The organism is Arthrobacter sp. zg.Y820, assembly GCF_030125555.1.
Lineage (GTDB): Bacteria > Actinomycetota > Actinomycetes > Actinomycetales > Micrococcaceae > Arthrobacter_B.
Map to the genome: position 1 here is coordinate 537,952 of NZ_JASKLX010000009.1, position 17,051 is coordinate 555,002.

At 66.4% G+C, this 17,051-nt stretch carries 18 protein-coding genes and 1 tRNA gene; 7 read left to right on the forward strand and 12 right to left on the reverse strand.

Annotated elements, in window-relative coordinates:
• Window positions 1-49: 49 nt before the first annotated feature.
• Window positions 50-829 carry a phosphate ABC transporter ATP-binding protein PstB gene (pstB, locus tag QNN99_RS11515; RefSeq protein WP_229966577.1) on the forward strand — a complete coding sequence of 260 codons (780 nt, stop codon included), beginning with the start codon at window positions 50-52 and terminating at the stop codon, window positions 827-829.
• Window positions 830-896: 67 nt separating this feature from the next.
• On the opposite strand, the gene QNN99_RS11520 is transcribed toward pstB, so the two are convergent.
• The 3 genes from QNN99_RS11520 to QNN99_RS11530 form a co-directional block, all read right to left on the reverse strand.
• Window positions 897-1,907 carry an inorganic phosphate transporter gene (locus QNN99_RS11520; RefSeq protein ID WP_229966578.1) on the reverse strand — a complete coding sequence of 337 codons (1,011 nt, stop codon included), beginning with the start codon at window positions 1,905-1,907 and terminating at the stop codon, window positions 897-899.
• Entirely contained in the window at window positions 1,908-2,525 is a 618-nt protein-coding gene (locus tag QNN99_RS11525; RefSeq protein ID WP_229966579.1) for a DUF47 domain-containing protein, read from the reverse strand.
• 230 nt (window positions 2,526-2,755) lie between these two features.
• A complete protein-coding gene (locus QNN99_RS11530; RefSeq protein WP_229966580.1) occupies window positions 2,756-3,400 on the reverse strand; it encodes a hypothetical protein in 645 nt (214 codons plus the stop codon).
• 259 nt (window positions 3,401-3,659) lie between these two features.
• Between QNN99_RS11530 and QNN99_RS11535 the strand changes: the two genes are divergently transcribed.
• Window positions 3,660-3,735, forward strand: a tRNA-Lys gene (locus tag QNN99_RS11535).
• 84 nt (window positions 3,736-3,819) lie between these two features.
• Here the strand turns inward: QNN99_RS11535 and QNN99_RS11540 are convergent.
• The 4 genes from QNN99_RS11540 to QNN99_RS11555 all read right to left on the reverse strand — a co-directional run bounded on the left by QNN99_RS11540 (window position 3,820) and on the right by QNN99_RS11555 (window position 6,905).
• Window positions 3,820-4,575 carry an ABC transporter permease gene (locus QNN99_RS11540; protein ID WP_229966581.1) on the reverse strand — a complete coding sequence of 252 codons (756 nt, stop codon included), beginning with the start codon at window positions 4,573-4,575 and terminating at the stop codon, window positions 3,820-3,822.
• A gap of 16 nt (window positions 4,576-4,591) precedes the next feature.
• Window positions 4,592-5,350, reverse strand: coding sequence for an ABC transporter ATP-binding protein (locus QNN99_RS11545; protein WP_229966582.1), 759 nt, complete (start codon window positions 5,348-5,350; stop codon window positions 4,592-4,594).
• A 62-nt stretch (window positions 5,351-5,412) separates the two neighbouring features.
• Complete coding sequence (locus QNN99_RS17520) at window positions 5,413-5,814, reverse strand: CDGSH iron-sulfur domain-containing protein (RefSeq protein ID WP_442860517.1); 402 nt, start codon at window positions 5,812-5,814, stop codon at window positions 5,413-5,415.
• Window positions 5,811-6,905: an iron-containing redox enzyme family protein gene (locus tag QNN99_RS11555; RefSeq protein ID WP_229966583.1), complete on the reverse strand. Its 1,095-nt coding sequence runs from the start codon at window positions 6,903-6,905 to the stop codon at window positions 5,811-5,813. Before QNN99_RS11555 ends, QNN99_RS17520 begins: the two co-directional genes overlap by 4 nt.
• A gap of 207 nt (window positions 6,906-7,112) precedes the next feature.
• On the opposite strand from QNN99_RS11555, the gene QNN99_RS11560 reads away from it, so the two are divergent.
• Complete coding sequence (locus tag QNN99_RS11560) at window positions 7,113-7,709, forward strand: hypothetical protein (RefSeq protein WP_229966584.1); 597 nt, start codon at window positions 7,113-7,115, stop codon at window positions 7,707-7,709.
• A 48-nt stretch (window positions 7,710-7,757) separates the two neighbouring features.
• Here QNN99_RS11560 and QNN99_RS11565 read toward each other — a convergent pair whose 3' ends face one another.
• On the reverse strand, window positions 7,758-8,339 hold the full coding sequence (locus QNN99_RS11565; protein WP_229966585.1) for a dihydrofolate reductase family protein: 582 nt from the start codon (window positions 8,337-8,339) through the stop codon (window positions 7,758-7,760).
• Window positions 8,340-8,476: 137 nt separating this feature from the next.
• Here QNN99_RS11565 and QNN99_RS11570 point away from each other — a divergent pair, with 137 nt between their 5' ends.
• From QNN99_RS11570 to QNN99_RS11580, 3 genes are all read left to right on the forward strand, one after another.
• A complete protein-coding gene (locus QNN99_RS11570) occupies window positions 8,477-8,791 on the forward strand; it encodes a GNAT family N-acetyltransferase (protein WP_229966586.1) in 315 nt (104 codons plus the stop codon).
• Between the two features lie 251 nt (window positions 8,792-9,042).
• Window positions 9,043-9,696 (forward strand): hypothetical protein, encoded by a 654-nt coding sequence (locus QNN99_RS11575; protein ID WP_231712771.1) that lies wholly within the window; start codon window positions 9,043-9,045, stop codon window positions 9,694-9,696.
• The gene (locus QNN99_RS11580; protein ID WP_229966588.1) at window positions 9,693-10,427 is read left to right on the forward strand and encodes a hypothetical protein; all 735 of its coding nucleotides are present in this window, start codon (window positions 9,693-9,695) and stop codon (window positions 10,425-10,427) included. Before QNN99_RS11575 ends, QNN99_RS11580 begins: the two co-directional genes overlap by 4 nt.
• A gap of 227 nt (window positions 10,428-10,654) precedes the next feature.
• Here the strand turns inward: QNN99_RS11580 and QNN99_RS11585 are convergent, their stop codons facing one another.
• From QNN99_RS11585 to QNN99_RS11600, 4 genes are all read right to left on the reverse strand, one after another.
• Window positions 10,655-10,930, reverse strand: coding sequence for an HPr family phosphocarrier protein (locus QNN99_RS11585; RefSeq protein WP_229966589.1), 276 nt, complete (start codon window positions 10,928-10,930; stop codon window positions 10,655-10,657).
• A gap of 70 nt (window positions 10,931-11,000) precedes the next feature.
• Complete coding sequence (ptsP, locus tag QNN99_RS11590; RefSeq protein ID WP_229966590.1) at window positions 11,001-12,710, reverse strand: phosphoenolpyruvate--protein phosphotransferase; 1,710 nt, start codon at window positions 12,708-12,710, stop codon at window positions 11,001-11,003.
• Between the two features lie 30 nt (window positions 12,711-12,740).
• Complete coding sequence (locus QNN99_RS11595) at window positions 12,741-14,903, reverse strand: PTS fructose transporter subunit IIABC (protein ID WP_229966591.1); 2,163 nt, start codon at window positions 14,901-14,903, stop codon at window positions 12,741-12,743.
• Window positions 14,903-15,934, reverse strand: a complete 1,032-nt coding sequence (locus QNN99_RS11600; RefSeq protein ID WP_229966592.1) for a 1-phosphofructokinase family hexose kinase — start codon at window positions 15,932-15,934, stop codon at window positions 14,903-14,905. The genes QNN99_RS11595 and QNN99_RS11600 overlap by 1 nt, the downstream gene beginning before the upstream one ends.
• 350 nt (window positions 15,935-16,284) lie before the next feature.
• Between QNN99_RS11600 and QNN99_RS11605 the strand changes: the two genes are divergently transcribed.
• The gene (locus tag QNN99_RS11605) at window positions 16,285-16,941 is read left to right on the forward strand and encodes an alpha/beta hydrolase (RefSeq protein WP_229966593.1); all 657 of its coding nucleotides are present in this window, start codon (window positions 16,285-16,287) and stop codon (window positions 16,939-16,941) included.
• Window positions 16,942-17,051 lie beyond the last annotated feature (110 nt).

Sequence of the window (17,051 nt, forward strand, 5' to 3'; positions counted from 1 at the left end):
ACTCCACAGCAGCCCGCCGCCACCGAAAATTCCGAACAGAAGGAAACACATGTCCAAGCGAATCGACGTCAAGGACCTCAACGTCTACTACGGCGACTTCCTGGCCGTAGAAAACGTCAACATCAACATTGAGGCCCGGTCCGTCACGGCGTTCATCGGTCCCTCCGGCTGCGGCAAGTCCACGTTCCTGCGGACGCTGAACCGGATGCATGAAGTCCTCCCCGGTGCGCGGGTGGAGGGCGAAGTGCTGCTCGACGGGGAGAACCTCTACGGCCCCGGCGTGGATCCGGTAACCGTCCGCAGCCACATCGGCATGGTGTTCCAGCGCCCCAACCCGTTCCCCACCATGTCCATCCGCGACAACGTGCTGGCCGGCGTGAAGCTGAACAACAAGCGCATCTCCAAGTCCGACGCCGATGACCTGGTGGAAAAGTCCCTCACCGGCGCCAACCTGTGGAAGGAAGTCCGCGACCGGCTGGACAAGCCCGGTTCCGGGCTTTCCGGCGGCCAGCAGCAGCGCCTCTGCATCGCCCGCGCCATCGCGGTGTCGCCGGAAGTCATCCTGATGGATGAGCCGTGTTCGGCGCTGGACCCCATCTCCACGCTGGCCATCGAGGACCTGATTGAGGAACTCAAGAGCGACTACACGGTGGTGATCGTGACGCACAACATGCAGCAGGCCGCCCGGGTGTCGGACAAGACGGCGTTCTTCAACATTGCCGGCACCGGCAAGCCCGGCAAGCTGATCGAATACGCGGACACCCCGGTGATCTTCAGCAACCCGGCCCAGAAGGCCACTGAGGACTACGTCTCCGGCCGCTTCGGCTAAGGAGCACCGCTTCACCGGGGAGTCCGCCCGGAGTGCTCAGAGCAGCGCGTGAAGCCCGAGGGAGTGCTCAGAGCAGCGGGCTGAGCGCCAGGAACAGGATGCCGCCGAGCACTGCGGTTACCGGCGCCGTGGTCAGCCAGGTGACCAGGATTTCCCGCAGGGGAATGAACCGGACCGTTGAAAACCGCTGGTTGGCGCCGGCGCCCACAATGGCCGACGTCATGGTCTGCGTGCTCGACAGCGGTATCTGCAGCCACAGGGCACCCGTGAACAGCATGGAGGAGCTGACCGCCGTCGCGCTCATGCCGCGCAGCGGATCGATGCGCACCAGCCGGTTGCTCAGCGTGTGGCTGATCCGCCAGCCGCCGAAAAGGCTGCCCGCAGCGAGTGCGGAGCCGGAGAAAATCTGGACCCAGAGGGGAATGCCGGTGTCGGTGGCGGAGCCTGCTGCCACCAGCGCCAGGACAATAACCGCCATTGTCCGCTGGCCGTCCTGCATGCCGTGGCCCAGCGAGAACGCCGATGTGAAGACTGACTGGGCGATCCGGTTTCCGGCGTCGCCGCGCCGCGGCGAGCTGTAGCGCATGAGCCAGGTGGCCGGAAACACCAGCAGATAGGCGAGCCCGAAGGCGACAACGGGGGAGAGCAGCAGCGGCAGGACGATCTGCTGCAGCAGCACCTGGTAGGACTCGGCGATGTTGGGCCCGCCCACCAGCGTGGACGCTGCGCCCGAGCCGACGATGCCGCCCACCAGCGCGTGCGTGGAGGAGGAGGGCATGCGCCGCCACCAGGTCCACAGCCCCCAGCCGCACGCGGCCAGCAGCCCGGCGATCAGGATGCCCAGCCCTGACGTTCCTTCGGGCAGCTGGATAAACCGGTCAGCCAGCACCAGGGCCAGGGCGGTGCTCAGCAGGGCGCCGGTCAGGTTGAAGACGGCGGCCAGGACGACGGCGACCGTGGGAGTCAGGGCCCGGGTGCGCACCGCGGTGGCAACCGAGTTTGAGACGTCATGAAAGCCGTTGATGAAGGCGTAGCCTCCGGCGAAAAGCACGACGGCGGCCAGCAGGACCGTCTCCACCTAGGATTCCCGGACCAGGATGCCGCCCACTGCAGTGGCGCACCGGCGAAGCTGCGTGGTGGTTCCGGCCAGCTGCTCGGCCAGGTCCCGGTGGCGGGCGTAGCTGAGTGGTTTGTGGTCGCGCAGCAGTTCGGAAATCCAGATCCGGTGCGTGCGCTCCGACCGCTTGGACAGCCGCAGCATCTCAATCCAGTAGTCATCGAGGTCTTCCAGCGAGGCCAGGCGGCGCATGGCGCCGACGGTCAGTTCCGCCTGCCGGCCAATCACTTCGAGCTGTTCGGCGGCACGGCCGGAGATGCCGGTGAGGCGGTACAGGGCCACCACTTCCGCGGCTGCATCCAGGTTCTCCATCGCCGACATCAGGATGAGCGAAAGACCATAGAGATCCTCGCGCGGCAGCGGATTGATGAAACTGGACCGCATCTGCGTCATCAGGGCGAAGTGCAGGTCCGTCGATTCGGCTTCGAGCTGGTGCATTTGCTCAGCGAGGCGGTCATAGTCCGCCGCTTCGGCGCCAAGGACTTCGGAGAGCGTGCCCGCGCCGCGCACCAGCACGCTTCCCATCTTGGACAGGATCTCAAGCCCGGCATTTTCCTGAGGAAAGAGCCGCAGCCTCACTGGGTAACCCGGAAACGTCGGGTGCCGTATCGGCCCTGCAGGAAGTAGGTCACGGGGCTAAGATTATCGGCTGGTCGGGTAGACACAAAAGCGGTGCCGGACCGGGAGCGCCTCTCGGCGGAAGGCCGCTCGAAGCGGCTCTAAGTTGAAGCCCGGGGGTTCCGCAGTCCGACACCAATTTCAGTTTTCTACTCTTCGGCGACGATGTCAACACGAGCGCCGGCGGGCCCTTAATCCAGCTCTCCCCGGCGCCATGCAGCAGCGGAGTGCTCCAGGTCCTCGGCCGTCCTGACGAGCTGGCGTGCGTTGCGGGTCAGCTGGCTGGCCGTCCCGGCGCTTCCGGTCTCGGCCGAATCCGCATGATGGGTCTGCCCCAGGGCAACCACGCGGCAGAAGGCGGCAAAGCGCTCCAGCGCCACATCAAACTCCCCTTCGAAGGCTCCGGAGAGGATGGTGTCGGCCATGGCCTTGACCTCGTCGGCGCCCAGCGGCTCGGCGACGCCGGCGACGACCTTGGAGACCTGCGCGACGTCCTTGCCCGCCGCGTAGTACGAGGCGATGCGCTCGGGATTCTGCTGGGTGGCAGCACGGAGGGCATACAGGCGCCACAGGGCGCCGGGCAGGGAGCGCGGAGGGCTTTCCGCCCAGAGTTCCGCAATCGATTCGAGCCCCTGCTTGTCGGCGAGCTTCACCAGGCGGCGGGTGATCTCCGGATCGTCGCTTTCGCGACCGTGGTGGACCAGGGCCTGGGCAGCCAGATGGGCTGCTTCCGAAACCCGGGCCGGATCCGCGCCTCCGGGGAAGTTGGCGAAATCCAGGGGAGCGTACAGCTTGGGCTTGTGATGCCGTGGCGGCAGAGAATTCGACTCACTCATATTTTGAGAATACTCCGCAGCGGGAACGGGCGTCGAGGCGGCTCCGCGCCGTCCGGCCGGACCTGCCAAGCCGGGCTCCCGCGGCGAAACGGCAAGACTCCCGGGGCTGTTTTCGTGAGATGCGTCCCGCGTGCGATAAAGTGGAGAAGTCGATTCGTCGACGGCTGGAACGAACCGGGGAAACCGGAGGAGATCCGCAGGGAAACCTGCAGGAAACCCTCGGTGCCACGGGTTTGGAAAGCCGTCCCGATATGGCGGGGGGCCTTTAGCTCAGTTGGTAGAGCATCGGACTTTTAATCCGTGGGTCGTGGGTTCGAGCCCCACAGGGCCCACCATGGAATGGGCCGGTTCATTCGTTAGCGGATGAACCGGGACTTCGGCAGCACCCCGGTCTTCGGACCGGGGTGCTTTCTTTTTGCTCAGCTCCAGCGGAAAACCTTCGCGGCCAGCAGCGCGCACGAAACGGTCCAGCCGAGCATGACCAGGAAGGGAGCCGCCGTGACGGTGCCCTCGTACCAGGCCGCGGTAAGCGCCTGGGTCATGGCGCCAAGCGGGCTCAGGGCGGCGACCGTCCGGATTCCCTCGGGCATGAGCGGACCGGGCGTCCACAGCCCTGCGGTGAACATGCAGACCATGAACACCAAGAACCCGATGCCGTAGGCATTTTGGGCCGTTCCGGCGACAGCTGCGATGAGGGATCCCACGGCCATCATGGCGGCGACGCCAACGGCAATCACGGCAACAACCAGCGGGACGCTGCTTGGCGTCAGGCTGTCAAAGGCGATCCGGGCCAGCAGGATGGCTATGGCCACCGCGAGGAGGAGGGACGCGGCGCTGACAATCCACTGGGCAAACAGGATGCGGTGCGCGCCGACGGGCGTTACCCCCAGGCGGCGCAGGACGCCGCTCTCCCTGTAGCCGCCAATCGCTGACGGGTAGTTGGTAAGCGCCACGCTGGACAACGCCACGGCGATGGAGAGCGGCACAAGCAGATCGATGGGGCGAAGGGCGGCATAGGCGGGATCCGGCCCTCCGATCGGGACCCTCATGCCGGGAATGACGAACCCCTGAAGCAGCAGAATCGCAGACGGCAGCACCAGTGCCATGAAAATGCTCAGGGGGTTCCGCAGGTAAAGAGTTGCCTCAACGCGTGTCAGGGCGCCCAGTGCTCGCATGCTCCACCGTTCCTTCTCACTCGGGCGCAGTCTGCTCAATAAAGGCAAGATAAGCGTCTTCGAGGGCGGCCGGCCCTCCGGCATCCGTTCCGGACGCAGCGACCAGTTCAGCCGGCGTGCCCACGAAGCGGGTGCGGCCGGCGTCGATAACTGCCAGACGGTCGCACAGACGCTCGACGTCGTCGAGGTAGTGGGTGACGAGGAGCACCGTGATGCCGTCATCCTTCACCCGCTGGATCAGTCGCCGGATATCCCGCCTGCCCTGGGGATCGAGTCCCGTGGTCAGCTCGTCGAAGACAACGACGTCGGGATTCCCGATGAGCGCCAAGGCAATCGAGAGCCGCTGCTTCTGTCCGCCGGAGAGATTCCCGAACGGCCGCTTGCGGTGCGCATCCAGCCCGACGGTCCGCAGCAGTTCCGATACGTCGGCAGGGGCGGGGTAGAAGGCGGCAAACAGGCGCAGCGCCTCCTCCACGCGCAGCGCCGCAGGAAGCTCGGCGGCTTGAAGCTGATAGCCGACACGCTCGCGCACCGTGGTGCGGTCCTTCGCGGGATCAATTCCCAGCACCACCACCCGCCCGCCGTCGGGCGTCAGCGTCCCGGCCACACACTCAACCGTCGTCGTCTTGCCGGCGCCGTTGGGGCCGACTATTCCGAAGGCCTCGCCCGCCTCGATCGAAAACGTGACATCCTCGACCGCTACAACTGTCCCGAAGGTTTTCGAAAGCCCGGTGACGCTCACAGCCGTGCCGCTGCCCGCCTGCACCCTGATCATGCCGACAAGTGTGCGGTTGGCGTCCGGAGGGGTCAAGGGTTCTCAGGCGGGAGCGGTGCCGTTCACTGCTCTTTGCTGCCGGCTTCCTCTTCGGCGTTCAGCCGGCTAACGACGGCGGCGGGCACCGGACGGCGGCGGGTGGTGTCGAACTTCATCAGTTTGTGCGTTCCGTCGCAGTACGGCTTGATGGCAGATCCTCCGCACCGGCAGAGGGCGACAGTTTCCCGGTCCCGCGGGATGGGAACGCCATCGGGGGTGACAATCTCAAAGTTTCCACGCACCAGGAGTGGCCCGTTGGGGCAGGCAACCACTGAGGCCGGCGGGCCGGCGGATCCGGGTTCCGAATCCGCCGGAGATTCCGCCGTCGGGCAGCCGCCGCAGTCGTCCGCCCCGCCGGGGCGGCCCGCCGCGCCAAGGGCAGCAGGGTGGGCCGGGTCCGGCAGATCGGGGCGAGAGGAGGTCACGGCGTTGCTCCGGCAGCCACTGCCGCCGCAGCGAGGGCGCCGGCTGCCGCGCCCGAGGCATCCGCGGAATCCACTGATCGCAGGGAAGAGCTGCCGTCCTGCCAGGCGGTGAGCTGGTCCTCGCCCATCATTGCGTCCAGCGTCAGCACCGTGGCCGCGCCGAAAATCACATCGGCGAGCAGCTCGGGGTCCGACTCCACCAGCCCGCCCGCCAGGTCCCGGGCAGCAATCTGCTCGTGCACGGCGTCGGCTTCCACGTGTTCGTCGAAGTAGTACGTGACGTCGTCGTCGAAACCAAGCCGGCGGAAACCGCGGGCGTAGAAGGAATTGGGAATGGACGAGGTGATTTCAAACGCCGCCAGGTGGCCGGCGATGGCACCGCGCAGCCGCCGGTTCAGCCCGAACAGGGACATGGCATTGGATGAGGCCAACGTCACTGCGGGTACGAAGTCCAGGTACCACCCGTACGCCGTTTCCAGCTCGAGGCCCTTCATCGTCACGCCGAAGAGGTGGGAATGCATGCGTTCGGGGCGTCCGCCGCCGTACTCGTCGGCCTGGATTTCAATCAGCGCCGCCTTCGCCCGGCCCACGGGCAGGCGGGGAATGGCCCAGCTGTGGGGATCGGCTTCCTTCAGCTGGTACACGGAACGCAGGATCAGGAACTCCTGCAGCTGTTCCTTGGTCGCCTTGGAGGCGACGTAGCGGGAAACGCTGGGACCGTCGTCGTCGGCTGCCATCCGGAACAGTTCAGCGGCCACTGCCTCGCTGGTGGGCTCGGGCAGCCCGGGAACGGGGACGACGCGGCGCAGTGCGGCCTCGAATGCCTCCTCGAGCTCCAGGCGCAGGCCGACGAGTCCCGGATGCCATTCCAGGCTGTCCGGGACACCGTCCAGTCCGCTGTAGTGCAGTTCGTAGAGGCAGAAAAGGGCCAGCTGCAGGTCCTCGTCACGGAGGATGTCGGCGGTTTCTGCGGCGGCCTGCCGGGACGCCGCCGTCAAGGCCGCGAGCCGTTCTGCTGCCGGCGCATCCGGGGCACGCAACAGGTCAAGGAGTGCGGTGCTGACGGGTCCGCGCGGTGCGGGGATTTTCATTCTTATCCTTTGTGCTCCGTGTAAAGGTGCTCCGTTGCGGTAACGGCAGGGGCCGCGGCCGGACGGTAAATGACGGACATCAGCATACTTGGTAATTCCCTGCCGGTCCCAACCAGTCCGGTACTGCCGCGGCGGACATTGACCTTTCCGCTCATCCGGCGTGAGATGGGAGAAGCAGACTCAGCCACCCGTGGAAAGGGGACGTCAGTGCCGCACATCGATGCCGGATCCGGATTCCTCATTCCCGCGCTGATCCTGATGGTTGCGGCCCTGGCCCTGACCGCCTTCAGAGTGGATGTGGCACTCGCCCGGAACGACGGCGAGAACCTGTTCTGGGTGGGCCTCACCGGGCTGCTGACGGCTCTGCTGGCCGTGGCCTGGGCCGTTGCCGGCAATCCGGAGGCGGGGCCGTGGATTGGGCTGGCTGCGGTCGCCGGGGCAACCGGCGCTGCATCCTGGGTGCGGGTCCGCAACCGGCGGCGCGGGGAGAAGCGGAGGCGGAGCGAACGCCGGCAGCGCATTGCCGAGCTTGAACGCCGCCATGAATCGGTCCTGCTGAGCTGGAGCGCCTACGAGCTGGACGATTGGAAGGCCATGGAGAAGCCGGGGCTGCAGGATGCGGCCAAGCCGGAAACCAGGGCGTTGCTGCGGGCGATGAAGGCAGCGGCGGCGCTCCGCCCGGCCGAGGGGTCGGCCGCGGCGCTGAGCGAGGCTGAACTGGGCAACTACGGTGCCGCCGTCGCGGGGCTGGAAAAGGCCTGGGAGAGCGCTGAGGCAACAGCCGGGGGCGGGCAGGCCGCCTAGCCGGAGGAGCCGTTCGCGGGGACTTCGTCCGGCATCCGCTTAGGCCGGTCAGCGGCGCACCCGATAGCGCAGGTGAAGCACCCGGTTGCCCTGTATCACCACGTCGGGTTCCTCCAACAGGTGCTGGGCGTGGACCGACCCGAAGTAGCGCTTGCCGGACCCGAACACGACGGGTGCGACGTCCATGCGCACTTCGTCGACCATGCCCGCGGCAAGCGCCTGGCCACCGACGTCGCCGGCGGCGACCTCGACAATGCGGTCACCCGCAAGCTCCTGCGCCCTCGCCACGGCCGCCTCGACGCCGTCGACGAAATGGAACGGCGCCTCGGGGTCCCAGCCCTCGGGCTCCGGTCGGTGCGTCACGACAACCACATGATCGATTCCGCTGGGGGGCGTTCCGTCCCAGCCGTCGGTCAGGTCGAAGACATGGCGGCCGGCGATGGTCGCCCCGACCCGGTCCCAATACGGCCGGGTGTAATCGTAGGACGCTTGCGACACCTTCAACTCGCCGCTCTCGTCCAACGGCACGTCACCGCTGAGCAGCCAGTCGAACAGCGGTCCGGGCTGGTCGTTCCCGTCCGCGATGAAGCCGTCTACTGACACGGTGCCGGACAGAACTACCTTGGCCATGGGTGCTCCTCTGCTTGAGGCCTGGGCACGTACGCAAGGCCCACGGTAGCGCCGTCGCCCCGCCCCGAACATCCCCTGCATTGCGAAGAGCCGAAAAACTCTGGACGGACCGGCGGTTTGGTGTCAGGCTCATGGGCATGACCGGGCACAGCAGGGACGATGTTGACCTTTCCCGCAATTCCGAACAAAGCCGTTACGAGCTCCGAATAGGCGGTGAGCTGGTGGGCACGGCCGACTATGTCGAAGAGTCGGATTCAGTGGCCCTGACGCACACGGTGGTCGGGGTTCAGTGGCGGCATCAGGGGTATTCCTCGATGCTGGTGAAATTTGCCGTGGAAGACGTTATAGCGTCTGGGCGGCGGATCAAGCCTTATTGTTCCTACGCCGCGTCCTACCTGGGGAAACACCGGGAGTTCAGCCACCATGTGTCCTGGCCGCAGGCGGCCCGCTGAGGTTTCCGTACAGGAAATGCGGGAAGAAGGCGGATCAGCAGCGGGAAATAACTTTCCGCTGCGTTAATTGAAGCTGACTCCCCGCTCTGCATATGGGGGGAACGCAGAAGGGGGAGCCAGTAAAAATAGTATAGTTGCATCCGTCCGGAGAAACCAATCGGCGGGAGTCGCCCGTGGCAGTGTCTGCCAAAGCTTTTCAGAGCTGGCGCTCTATGATGGCTCCGCGCGAATCAACGGCGGACCTTTGCCGGATGGCGGGCATCAAACGCTCGACTTTGGCGCAGCAGCTGGTCCGCGGAAAAGTGTCGGAAACCACCGTCGTACGGGTGGCCAGGGCCTGCGACCAAGATCCGGTGGCGGCACTCTCATACTTTGAGGAGTACCGGGATCTGCTGGCCGGTTCCCGCCCTCCGACCGCCGGCGAGCTGATCAGCCAGGTGTCCTACATCTGCATCCTGCAGCTGCTTGTGGCCCGAAGCCTGGAGCCGCTTCCGTCCCCCGGCGAGCTTCCTTCCCTGTGTTCCTATCCGCATCGGAACTCGGTGCGGGCCTGGTTTGAAGCCGTCGACCCCGGGGACCTGCGGCAGCAGCTCAGTGCCCGGAGCGGTGTGGCGCCGCAAAACCTCTCCGCCCAGCTCACCGCCGGCCGGCTGGCCACCGAGCTCGCCGTTGAAGCGGCCCGTCTGGCCGGGGTCTCGCTGACCAGCGGACTGGTGGCCACCGGCCTGCTCACTCCTGACGAGTGCGGCTGGCCGTTGAATGGGCGCGAGCGGGCACTGGCTGAGTTGTCCGACGCGGACCTGGTGTTTCTGGCACGGGACCGGCTGGATACTCTTGGGAAAGCGTTGAAGAAGTTCGAAAACGACGAGAAAAACAACTCAGCACTCTTGGAGCAATTGGGATGACATTACAGTGGACCGCCTTCGGGGTCACGGCTTTCTTCGCCCTGCTTCGGGTGCCCGGCGTGATCCGGGGTGAAAACCGCGGCATATTTGCCGCCCTGGTCCTCATGGCATTGGCGGTGGCGCTTGGCATTCCCTTCTTTTACCTTTCGCTGGATGCGCTGCTGGGTGGAGTGAACATTACGAATCTAGTCATCCGGTACTCGCTGTTTGCCATCTTTCTGATCCTCGGCCTCAAACTTGCCGCCGCCTTTAACTCGCCACGCGCCCGCTGGCTGATCGGCGGACCCGTGGGGCTGAGCGTCCTGGCGGCGGCTGTGGCGGCAGCGGCCGTGCTCTTCGTCATCAGCGACCTGCCGGAATCTTCCACGGCCCTTGAGGCGTATCGGGGCCAGAACACCGTCCTGGCGTACAGCGACGTCGGAAGGGTCTACACGGCTTATGTTGCGGCGTGCCTGGCACCTGCCCTGTCCGCCTACGCGGCTGATTCCCGACGGCGATGGGATATCCGGCTCAGTGCCGGTCTCATTTCACTCGGAATGGCGGCTGTCGTCATCCACTCCCTGCTAAGCGTGGCGCTGTGGGGCCTGGAGCGGGGTGCCTGGGACTTCCTGCTGAACTATGGGGCAGTCATCGTGGTAGCGCTTGGGCTGACCATCATGTGGAACTCACGCCGGGTTGCCAAAAAGAACCCGGAGCTCGGCTCACTGGCGACGGTATTGGGTTCCAGATAAAGAATTGGTATCGGGCATTCACATTTTCATCATCCTGTGTCAGAATTATGATTATGTAACATCCGCTGCCTGTGGGGGGTCAGCGTGAGGTTACGACCGAAGCCAGCGGATTATGTCCGCTGGCTTCGTTGTATCCGTTCACTGGAATAACGGTGGACGCATCAAGCGGGAGCTGCCGGGTCACCGGGAGCTCCCGCTTTATTCATTTACCGTCGAATGCGGCGCTCTTACGCGTCGAGGTCGGTTTCCAGGATTTTAACCAGGGCGTCGAGGGCGTCGTCGGCGCCTTCGCCCTCGGCGCGCAGCACCACTACGTCACCGTTCGACGCCCCCAGGCTCATCAGCGAGAGCATGCTGGCTGCGTCCATTGCTTCCTCGGCAGGCTCCCCCTCCATCGCAATGGTGACGTCCACGGGCTGCGCCGCCGCGGCCTCGGCGAAGATCGATGCCGGGCGTGCGTGCAGGCCCACGCGGCTGGCAATTGTGGCTTTCCGTTCTGGCATTGGGATTCCTTCCGGTTGTACTCATGATGTGGTGGATGGGAGATGGCCGCACCGGGTGGCGGGGAAGCTGTCACAGGCCCAGCTCTTCCAGTCGGCTGAGCCGGCTGCGCACGGCGGTCCGCGCCTCGGCAGCTGAGGCGGCGGCCAGCGCAACAGAGGCCAGCTCCCGCGCTTCGCTGATGGTGACGGAGGCCAGGACCGCCCCCACGCCCGCCAACGCCCGCGGTGTCATGGACAGCGTATTCACGCCCAGCCCGGCCAGCACGACGGCAAGGGCAGGGTCCGCCGCTGATTCGCCGCAGACGCCCACATTCCTGGGTGCTGACCGGGCGTCCGGCCCCGCCGCGGCCTCGGCGGCGCGGGCGCCGTCGACAGTGCTCTTGATCAGCTGCAGGACTGCGGGCTGCCAGGGGTCGTTCAGGGTTGCCAGGGGTCCAAGCTGCCGGTCTGCTGCCATCGTGTACTGAGTGAGGTCGTTGGTGCCGAGCGAGGCGAAACGCACCTTGGCCAGAATCGCCGACGCCATGACGGCCGCGGCCGGGACCTCTATCATTACGCCGGGAACGGCCAGCCCTGCGGCGGTGCACTTGACCGCAAAGTCGGCGGCTTCCTCCGCCGTCGAAATCATTGGCGCCATCACCCAGACGTCGGCCTCGTGGGCGCCCCCGGCGATGGCGATCGCCTCCAGCTGCCGGCCCAGCACGCCCGGGGAGGTGCTGTCGGTGCGGTACCCCCGCACCCCCAGCGCCGGGTTGGGTTCGGTGGTGTCGGTGAGGAACGGCAGCGGTTTGTCGGCGCCGGCATCCAAGGTGCGGACCACCACCTTTCGGCCGGGAAAGGCGTCAAAGACAGCTCCGTAGGCCTCTACCTGCTCCTCCACGCTGGGCTCGGATTCCCGCCCCAAAAAACAGAATTCCGTGCGCAGCAGGCCGATGCCCTCGGCCCCCGCGACGGCGGCGGCGCGGGCATCCTTGCCGGAACCCACGTTGGCGAGCAGCGGAACGCGGTAGCCGTCCGACGTCGTGCCCGTTCCGCTGAACGGCGGCAGGGAAACCCGGGACGCGTACTTCTGCGCCGCCTCCCGCTCGGCGGTGCCGGGGTCCACGATGACGGTGCCCGAAGCCCCGTCCAGATACAGGCTGGCGCCGTCGGTTATGGATTCGGCGTCCACCGCACCGACCACTGCCGGCAGCCCCAGGGAGCGGGCCAGAATGGCGGTGTGGGACTGCGGACCGCCGCCCGAGGTGACCAGGCCGATCACCTTGGCGGGATCGAGCGTGGCCGTGTCCGCCGGAGCCAGTTCGTCGGCGGTCAGGATGAACGGAACGTCGGAATCCGGGATTCCGGGGGCAGGAAGCCCGTCCAGCCGGGCGACGATCCGGGACCGGACGTCCAGGACATCCTGGGTGCGCTCGGCCATGTAGCCGCCCAGGCTCTGCAGCATTGCCGCCACTTCCAGCCCGGCCTCCCACACCGCCCGGTCCGGAGCCATGCCGGCATTGATGTGCTTGCCGGCGGCCTTGAGCAGCATCGGGTCCGTGGCCATCATGGCCGTTGCATCCAGCACGGCTTTGGCGTCGCCGGAGGCCGTTTGGGCACGGTGCCGCAAGTCAGCGCGCACCTCTTCGGCAGCATCCTTCAGGCGGGCCTTTTCGCCATCAACCGTGCTGTCCGCCCCGAACCTGGCGTCAGTCGGCGGCTCGGGCACCGGCGGCGGCATCCGCAGTGAGGGGCCCAGCACCCGCCCGGCACTGACTCCGATTCCCTTGATGGTCCGCATCAGTGTGCCTCTCCATGGGTAAGGGGTGCGTTACGCAACGACCGGCTCCTCGGTTTTCTTGGAGGTCGTGAGCCGCTTGAGGGCCACGTACATCAACCCGCCGGCAACCATTCCGGCGAGAATGGCAACAATAAACATCAGCACGTTGCCGATCGCGAAGAAGACGAAGATCCCGCCGTGCGGTGCCTGCGACGTGACGCCGGCAGCCATGCAGATGGCCCCTGCAACGGCGCCGCCGACCATGGAGGACGGGATCACCCGGAAGGGGTCCGCTGCGGCGAACGGAATGGCGCCCTCGGAAATGAACGCCGCACCGAGCAGCCACGCGGCCTTGCCGTTCTCCCGCAGGGCCATGCTGAACTGCTGCTTGTCAACGACGGTGGCCAGGGCCATGGCCAGCGGGGGCACCATGCCCGCAGCCATCACGGCGGCCATGATCTGCCATGGGGCCTGGTTCTCGAAGCTGCCCTCGCCGAGCCCGGCAACCGCAAAGGCGTACGCCACCTTGTTGATGGGCCCGCCCAGGTCCGATCCCATCATCAGGCCCAGGACAATGCCCAGGACGATGGCGGCTGCCCCGGACAGGCCGGACAGCCAGTCGTTCAGGGCAAGAGTGAGCCCGGCGATGGGCCCGCCGAGGACCAGAATCATCAGCCCGGAGGCTATGAGGGAGGTTATCAAGGGAATAATCACCACCGGCATCAGACCGCGCAGCCAGGTTGGCACCCCCCAGCTGCCCACCCATTTGGCGACAAACCCGGCCAGCAGGCCGCCGATCAGGCCGCCGATGAACCCGGCATCCATGAACAGCGCGACGGCACCGGCAGTGAACCCGGGGGCGATGCCCGGGCGGTCGGCCAGGGCGTAGGCAATGTAGCCGGCCAGCGCCGGAACGAGGAAGCCCAGCGACAGGTTGCCGATTTTCCAGAAGACGGCGCCCAAATAGCCCAGCAGCCCTTCGGGGCCGGGGGAGAAGAGGGTGTTGCCGTCCAGGATGACGTCGCCCGTCAGGACATCGTCATCGTTGGCGAGCGAGAGCTCGTAGCCGCCGAGCAGGAACCCCAGGGCAATGAGCAGGCCGCCGCCGGCCACGAAGGGAATCATGTAGCTGACGCCGGTGAGCAGCGCACGCTTGATCTGGCTGCCGAAGCCCTCGCCCTCACCGCCCTGGGAGGCGCGTTCCTCGCCGCCGTCCCCGCCGCCGGCAACCTTGCGGGAATTGGGGTCCTGGGCCGCGGCAATGGCTTCGTCGATCATGACCCCGGGCTCATCGATGCCCCGCTTGACCGGGCCGCTGACCAGCGGCAGCCCGGCGAACCGGCCCTTGTCGCGGACGTCGACGTCGGTCGCGAAAATGACGGCGTCGGCGTTCCGGATAACCGAGGAATCCAGGGGCGTTGACCCGGCCGACCCCTGCGTCTCCACCTGCAGGTCGATTCCGCGTTCCGCTGCCGCTGCCGCCAGCGAATCCGCGGCCATGTAGGTGTGGGCGATTCCGGTGGGGCACGCCGTGACAGCGACCAGGCGCCTGATCGTGCCGCCGGCGGCCTGGCCGCCGGTTTGGTCAGCGGGTTCACTGCCGCGGCCATTCCCCCCGCCGCCGGCCGCAGCTCCGGATTCGGGGCCGCCTGCGGTGTGGGCGCCGCCAGTGCCACCTGCGGCTGCACTGGCCCCGGCTGCACTGGCGCCGGTGACGCCGGCTGCGCCCGACGACGTTCCCGCCTGCGATTCCGGCACGGGACCCAGGCCCAGGGCGCCGTCCACCAGGTTGACGATTTCCTGCGGAGACTGCGCGGTCCGCAGTGCCCCGGTGAAATTCTTCTTGATCAGGGATCGGGCCAATTTGGCCAGCAGCTGCAGGTGTTCTTGGTCAGCGCCTTCCGGTGCGGCGATGAAAAAGACGATGTCCGCCGGACCGTCCTTGGCGCCCCAGTCCACCGGAGGATTGATGCGGGCCATGGCCAGCGTGGCTTGGGTGACGGCCGAGGAGCGGCAGTGCGGAATGGCGATGCCGCCGGGAACGCCCGTGGCAGTCTTGGCTTCACGTGCCATGGCATCCGAATAAAGCTCGTCGAAGCTGGTGGCGCGGCCGCCTGACACGACATTCCTGACCAGGTGCCGGATCACTTCGGCACGCTCAGTCCCCAGGTCCTGGTCAAGTGTGACCAACTCAGGTGTGATGAGTTCAGACATTAGTCTTGCTCCTTAGTGGATGCAGCCTCTGCGGAATCATGGTGCGGCGCTGAAACCGGGCCCGCTATTTCAGTCACGGTCACGGCGCCGGGATCGGTTTGGGCGAGAGTGGGTACCGTGGTGCCCGGCAGCGCTGCGGCCGCCGCCCCGTGGGCAACAGCTTGGCGCAGACAGTCCCGCGGCGGGGCACCGGCGACGTCGGCCAACAGGAAGCCCGCCAGCGCCGAGTCCCCGGCGCCGACGGTTGAAACAGCCTCAACGGGCGGCCGGGTGGCCTGCCAAGCACCCTCGGCAGTGACCAGCAGCGCTCCCTTGGGCCCCAGGGTGGCCAGAACCGCCCCGACCCCCCGGGCGATCAGGGTTCGCGCCGCAGAGACAGCCAGCGAAGGATCCTGTTCGAGCTCATCCTCTGTGCCGATGCCCGTCACTTCCGCCAGCTCCTCCGCATTCGGCTTCAGCAGGTCCGGTGCGGCGTTATGGAGGAGCGCCCCGAGGAGCGGAGCACCGGAGGAATCAATGGCTATCCGCGGCGCCCGTTCGCCGAAGCGCTGCCGGACGGCATGGGCCACGAGGGCATAGACATCCGGTGAGGCGCCCGGCGGGAGGGAACCGGCGAGCACCAGCCAGGACGCCGGGGAGCCGTCCTCTCCGGCCGCGCACGTCGTGACCAGCAGGGAAATAAGACCTTCCTGTTCCTCGGCATTGAGGGGAGGCCCCGGCATGTTGATCTTGGTTGTGGTTCCGTCCGGTTCGGTGAGCGTGATGTTGCTCCGGAGCCTGGCCGGGATGGGGAAGTTCGCGTAGCTGACACCGGCGGTGCGGAGCCCGGTCATCACCGGGTCGTTGTCCTGGCCGGGAAGGACGGCAACGGATTGGAGGCCGGATGCCGTCAGCGCCCGGCACACGTTGACACCCTTGCCGCCGGGATCCTCGCTGATGGCAGCGGCGCGCTGAACGGCGCCGCGGACCAGCGTGCCGGGCAGCACGACTGTCCGGTCCAAACTGGGATTGACGGTGAGGGTGACGATCATTGAACCACCATTATTCGAGATCCTGGGGGTGCCGCGGATCGCCTCTGCGGTGGGCGCTCTGCGGCGCAGTTGCGGGGAGGGAACCAAGGGCAGGGGCTCGGCGGGGTCGGACGGGGCTCCGTGGTGAGGCCCCTCCAAGGGCGTGGAGGACAAAACATGAACACCTGCAATCTGTGGCCTATGCCACGTCTGGTGCACTCAATTGACTGTATTTTGGTTGATCGGTGATTGCAATGGGCTGCCATCCCAGCGCCCTCCGGGGGTCCAAACGGGCGGATTCATGAGGGTTGATGCGGGTTTACCGGGTAGGTGACACTGATCGTGCGGGCTCTCATGGCTAAGGTGGGGGCATGGAAAACGTACGCTGGTCCGCGGGCCCTGATGCCCGTGCCGGGACCCATCTCTTGGTGATGCTTCACGGATACGGCGCCGACGAAACCGGCATGGCCGAACTCTTTCCGTCCCTGCCTGCCGGGGTGATCGGAGCCGCGCTGCGGGGCACGTTCCCGGTGGGGGATACCCACGGCTGGTACCTGCTGGATCCCTCTCTCCGGGCGGACACCGCCGAGGTGCTCGAGGCTGCCACCGGGCTCCTGGCACGGGTGGACCGGATCCGCGCCGAGGGATCCTTTACCGGTGTTTCACTGCTCGGATTTTCGCAGGGCATGGCGATGGCAGTGACGCTCCTGCGGCTGCGGCCGGCGGGATTCAGCGCCGTCGTCGGGCTGTCCGGTTTCGTGGCCGAGAACGAGCTGCTGGCCATGGCCGAGCCGCTGCCCGAGCCGGTTCCGTTCTTCTGGGGGCGGGACCGCAACGACTGGGTCATCAATGAGGATGCGATTCTTCATACCCGGAATTGGCTGCAGGAGAATACGTCTTTGACGGCGCGGACCTACCCCGGGATGGGACACTCCATCGGGGCGGAGGAGGCCCGGGATGTGGGCATCTTCCTGCGGCGTTATGTAGCACCCTCAGCGCATGAGGACGCGGAATACAAAGCCTGCTAACATTGATTGGGGGAGAAATAAAATCAGATTCAACTACTACCTAAGCATGCTTATGAAGTAGAGTGGAAGAAAGCGCGGCCCACAGGTCGTTCGAATTATCACTCGTTCAC

What these genes read in the sequence shown, in the direction of transcription:
- pstB (WP_229966577.1), top strand. Translation starts at nt 50, where the DNA reads ATGTCCAAGCGAATCGACGTCAAGGACCTCAACGTCTACTACGGCGAC.
- QNN99_RS11530 (WP_229966580.1), bottom strand. Translation starts at nt 3,400, where the DNA reads ATGAGTGAGTCGAATTCTCTGCCGCCACGGCATCACAAGCCCAAGCTG.
- QNN99_RS11540 (WP_229966581.1), bottom strand. Translation starts at nt 4,575, where the DNA reads ATGCGAGCACTGGGCGCCCTGACACGCGTTGAGGCAACTCTTTACCTG.
- QNN99_RS11545 (WP_229966582.1), bottom strand. Translation starts at nt 5,350, where the DNA reads ATGATCAGGGTGCAGGCGGGCAGCGGCACGGCTGTGAGCGTCACCGGG.
- QNN99_RS11555 (WP_229966583.1), bottom strand. Translation starts at nt 6,905, where the DNA reads ATGAAAATCCCCGCACCGCGCGGACCCGTCAGCACCGCACTCCTTGAC.
- QNN99_RS11565 (WP_229966585.1), bottom strand. Translation starts at nt 8,339, where the DNA reads ATGGCCAAGGTAGTTCTGTCCGGCACCGTGTCAGTAGACGGCTTCATC.
- QNN99_RS11570 (WP_229966586.1), top strand. Translation starts at nt 8,477, where the DNA reads ATGACCGGGCACAGCAGGGACGATGTTGACCTTTCCCGCAATTCCGAA.
- QNN99_RS11575 (WP_231712771.1), top strand. Translation starts at nt 9,043, where the DNA reads ATGGCGGGCATCAAACGCTCGACTTTGGCGCAGCAGCTGGTCCGCGGA.
- QNN99_RS11580 (WP_229966588.1), top strand. Translation starts at nt 9,693, where the DNA reads ATGACATTACAGTGGACCGCCTTCGGGGTCACGGCTTTCTTCGCCCTG.
- QNN99_RS11585 (WP_229966589.1), bottom strand. Translation starts at nt 10,930, where the DNA reads ATGCCAGAACGGAAAGCCACAATTGCCAGCCGCGTGGGCCTGCACGCA.
- ptsP (WP_229966590.1), bottom strand. Translation starts at nt 12,710, where the DNA reads ATGCGGACCATCAAGGGAATCGGAGTCAGTGCCGGGCGGGTGCTGGGC.
- QNN99_RS11595 (WP_229966591.1), bottom strand. Translation starts at nt 14,903, where the DNA reads ATGTCTGAACTCATCACACCTGAGTTGGTCACACTTGACCAGGACCTG.
- QNN99_RS11600 (WP_229966592.1), bottom strand. Translation starts at nt 15,934, where the DNA reads ATGATCGTCACCCTCACCGTCAATCCCAGTTTGGACCGGACAGTCGTG.
- QNN99_RS11605 (WP_229966593.1), top strand. Translation starts at nt 16,285, where the DNA reads ATGGAAAACGTACGCTGGTCCGCGGGCCCTGATGCCCGTGCCGGGACC.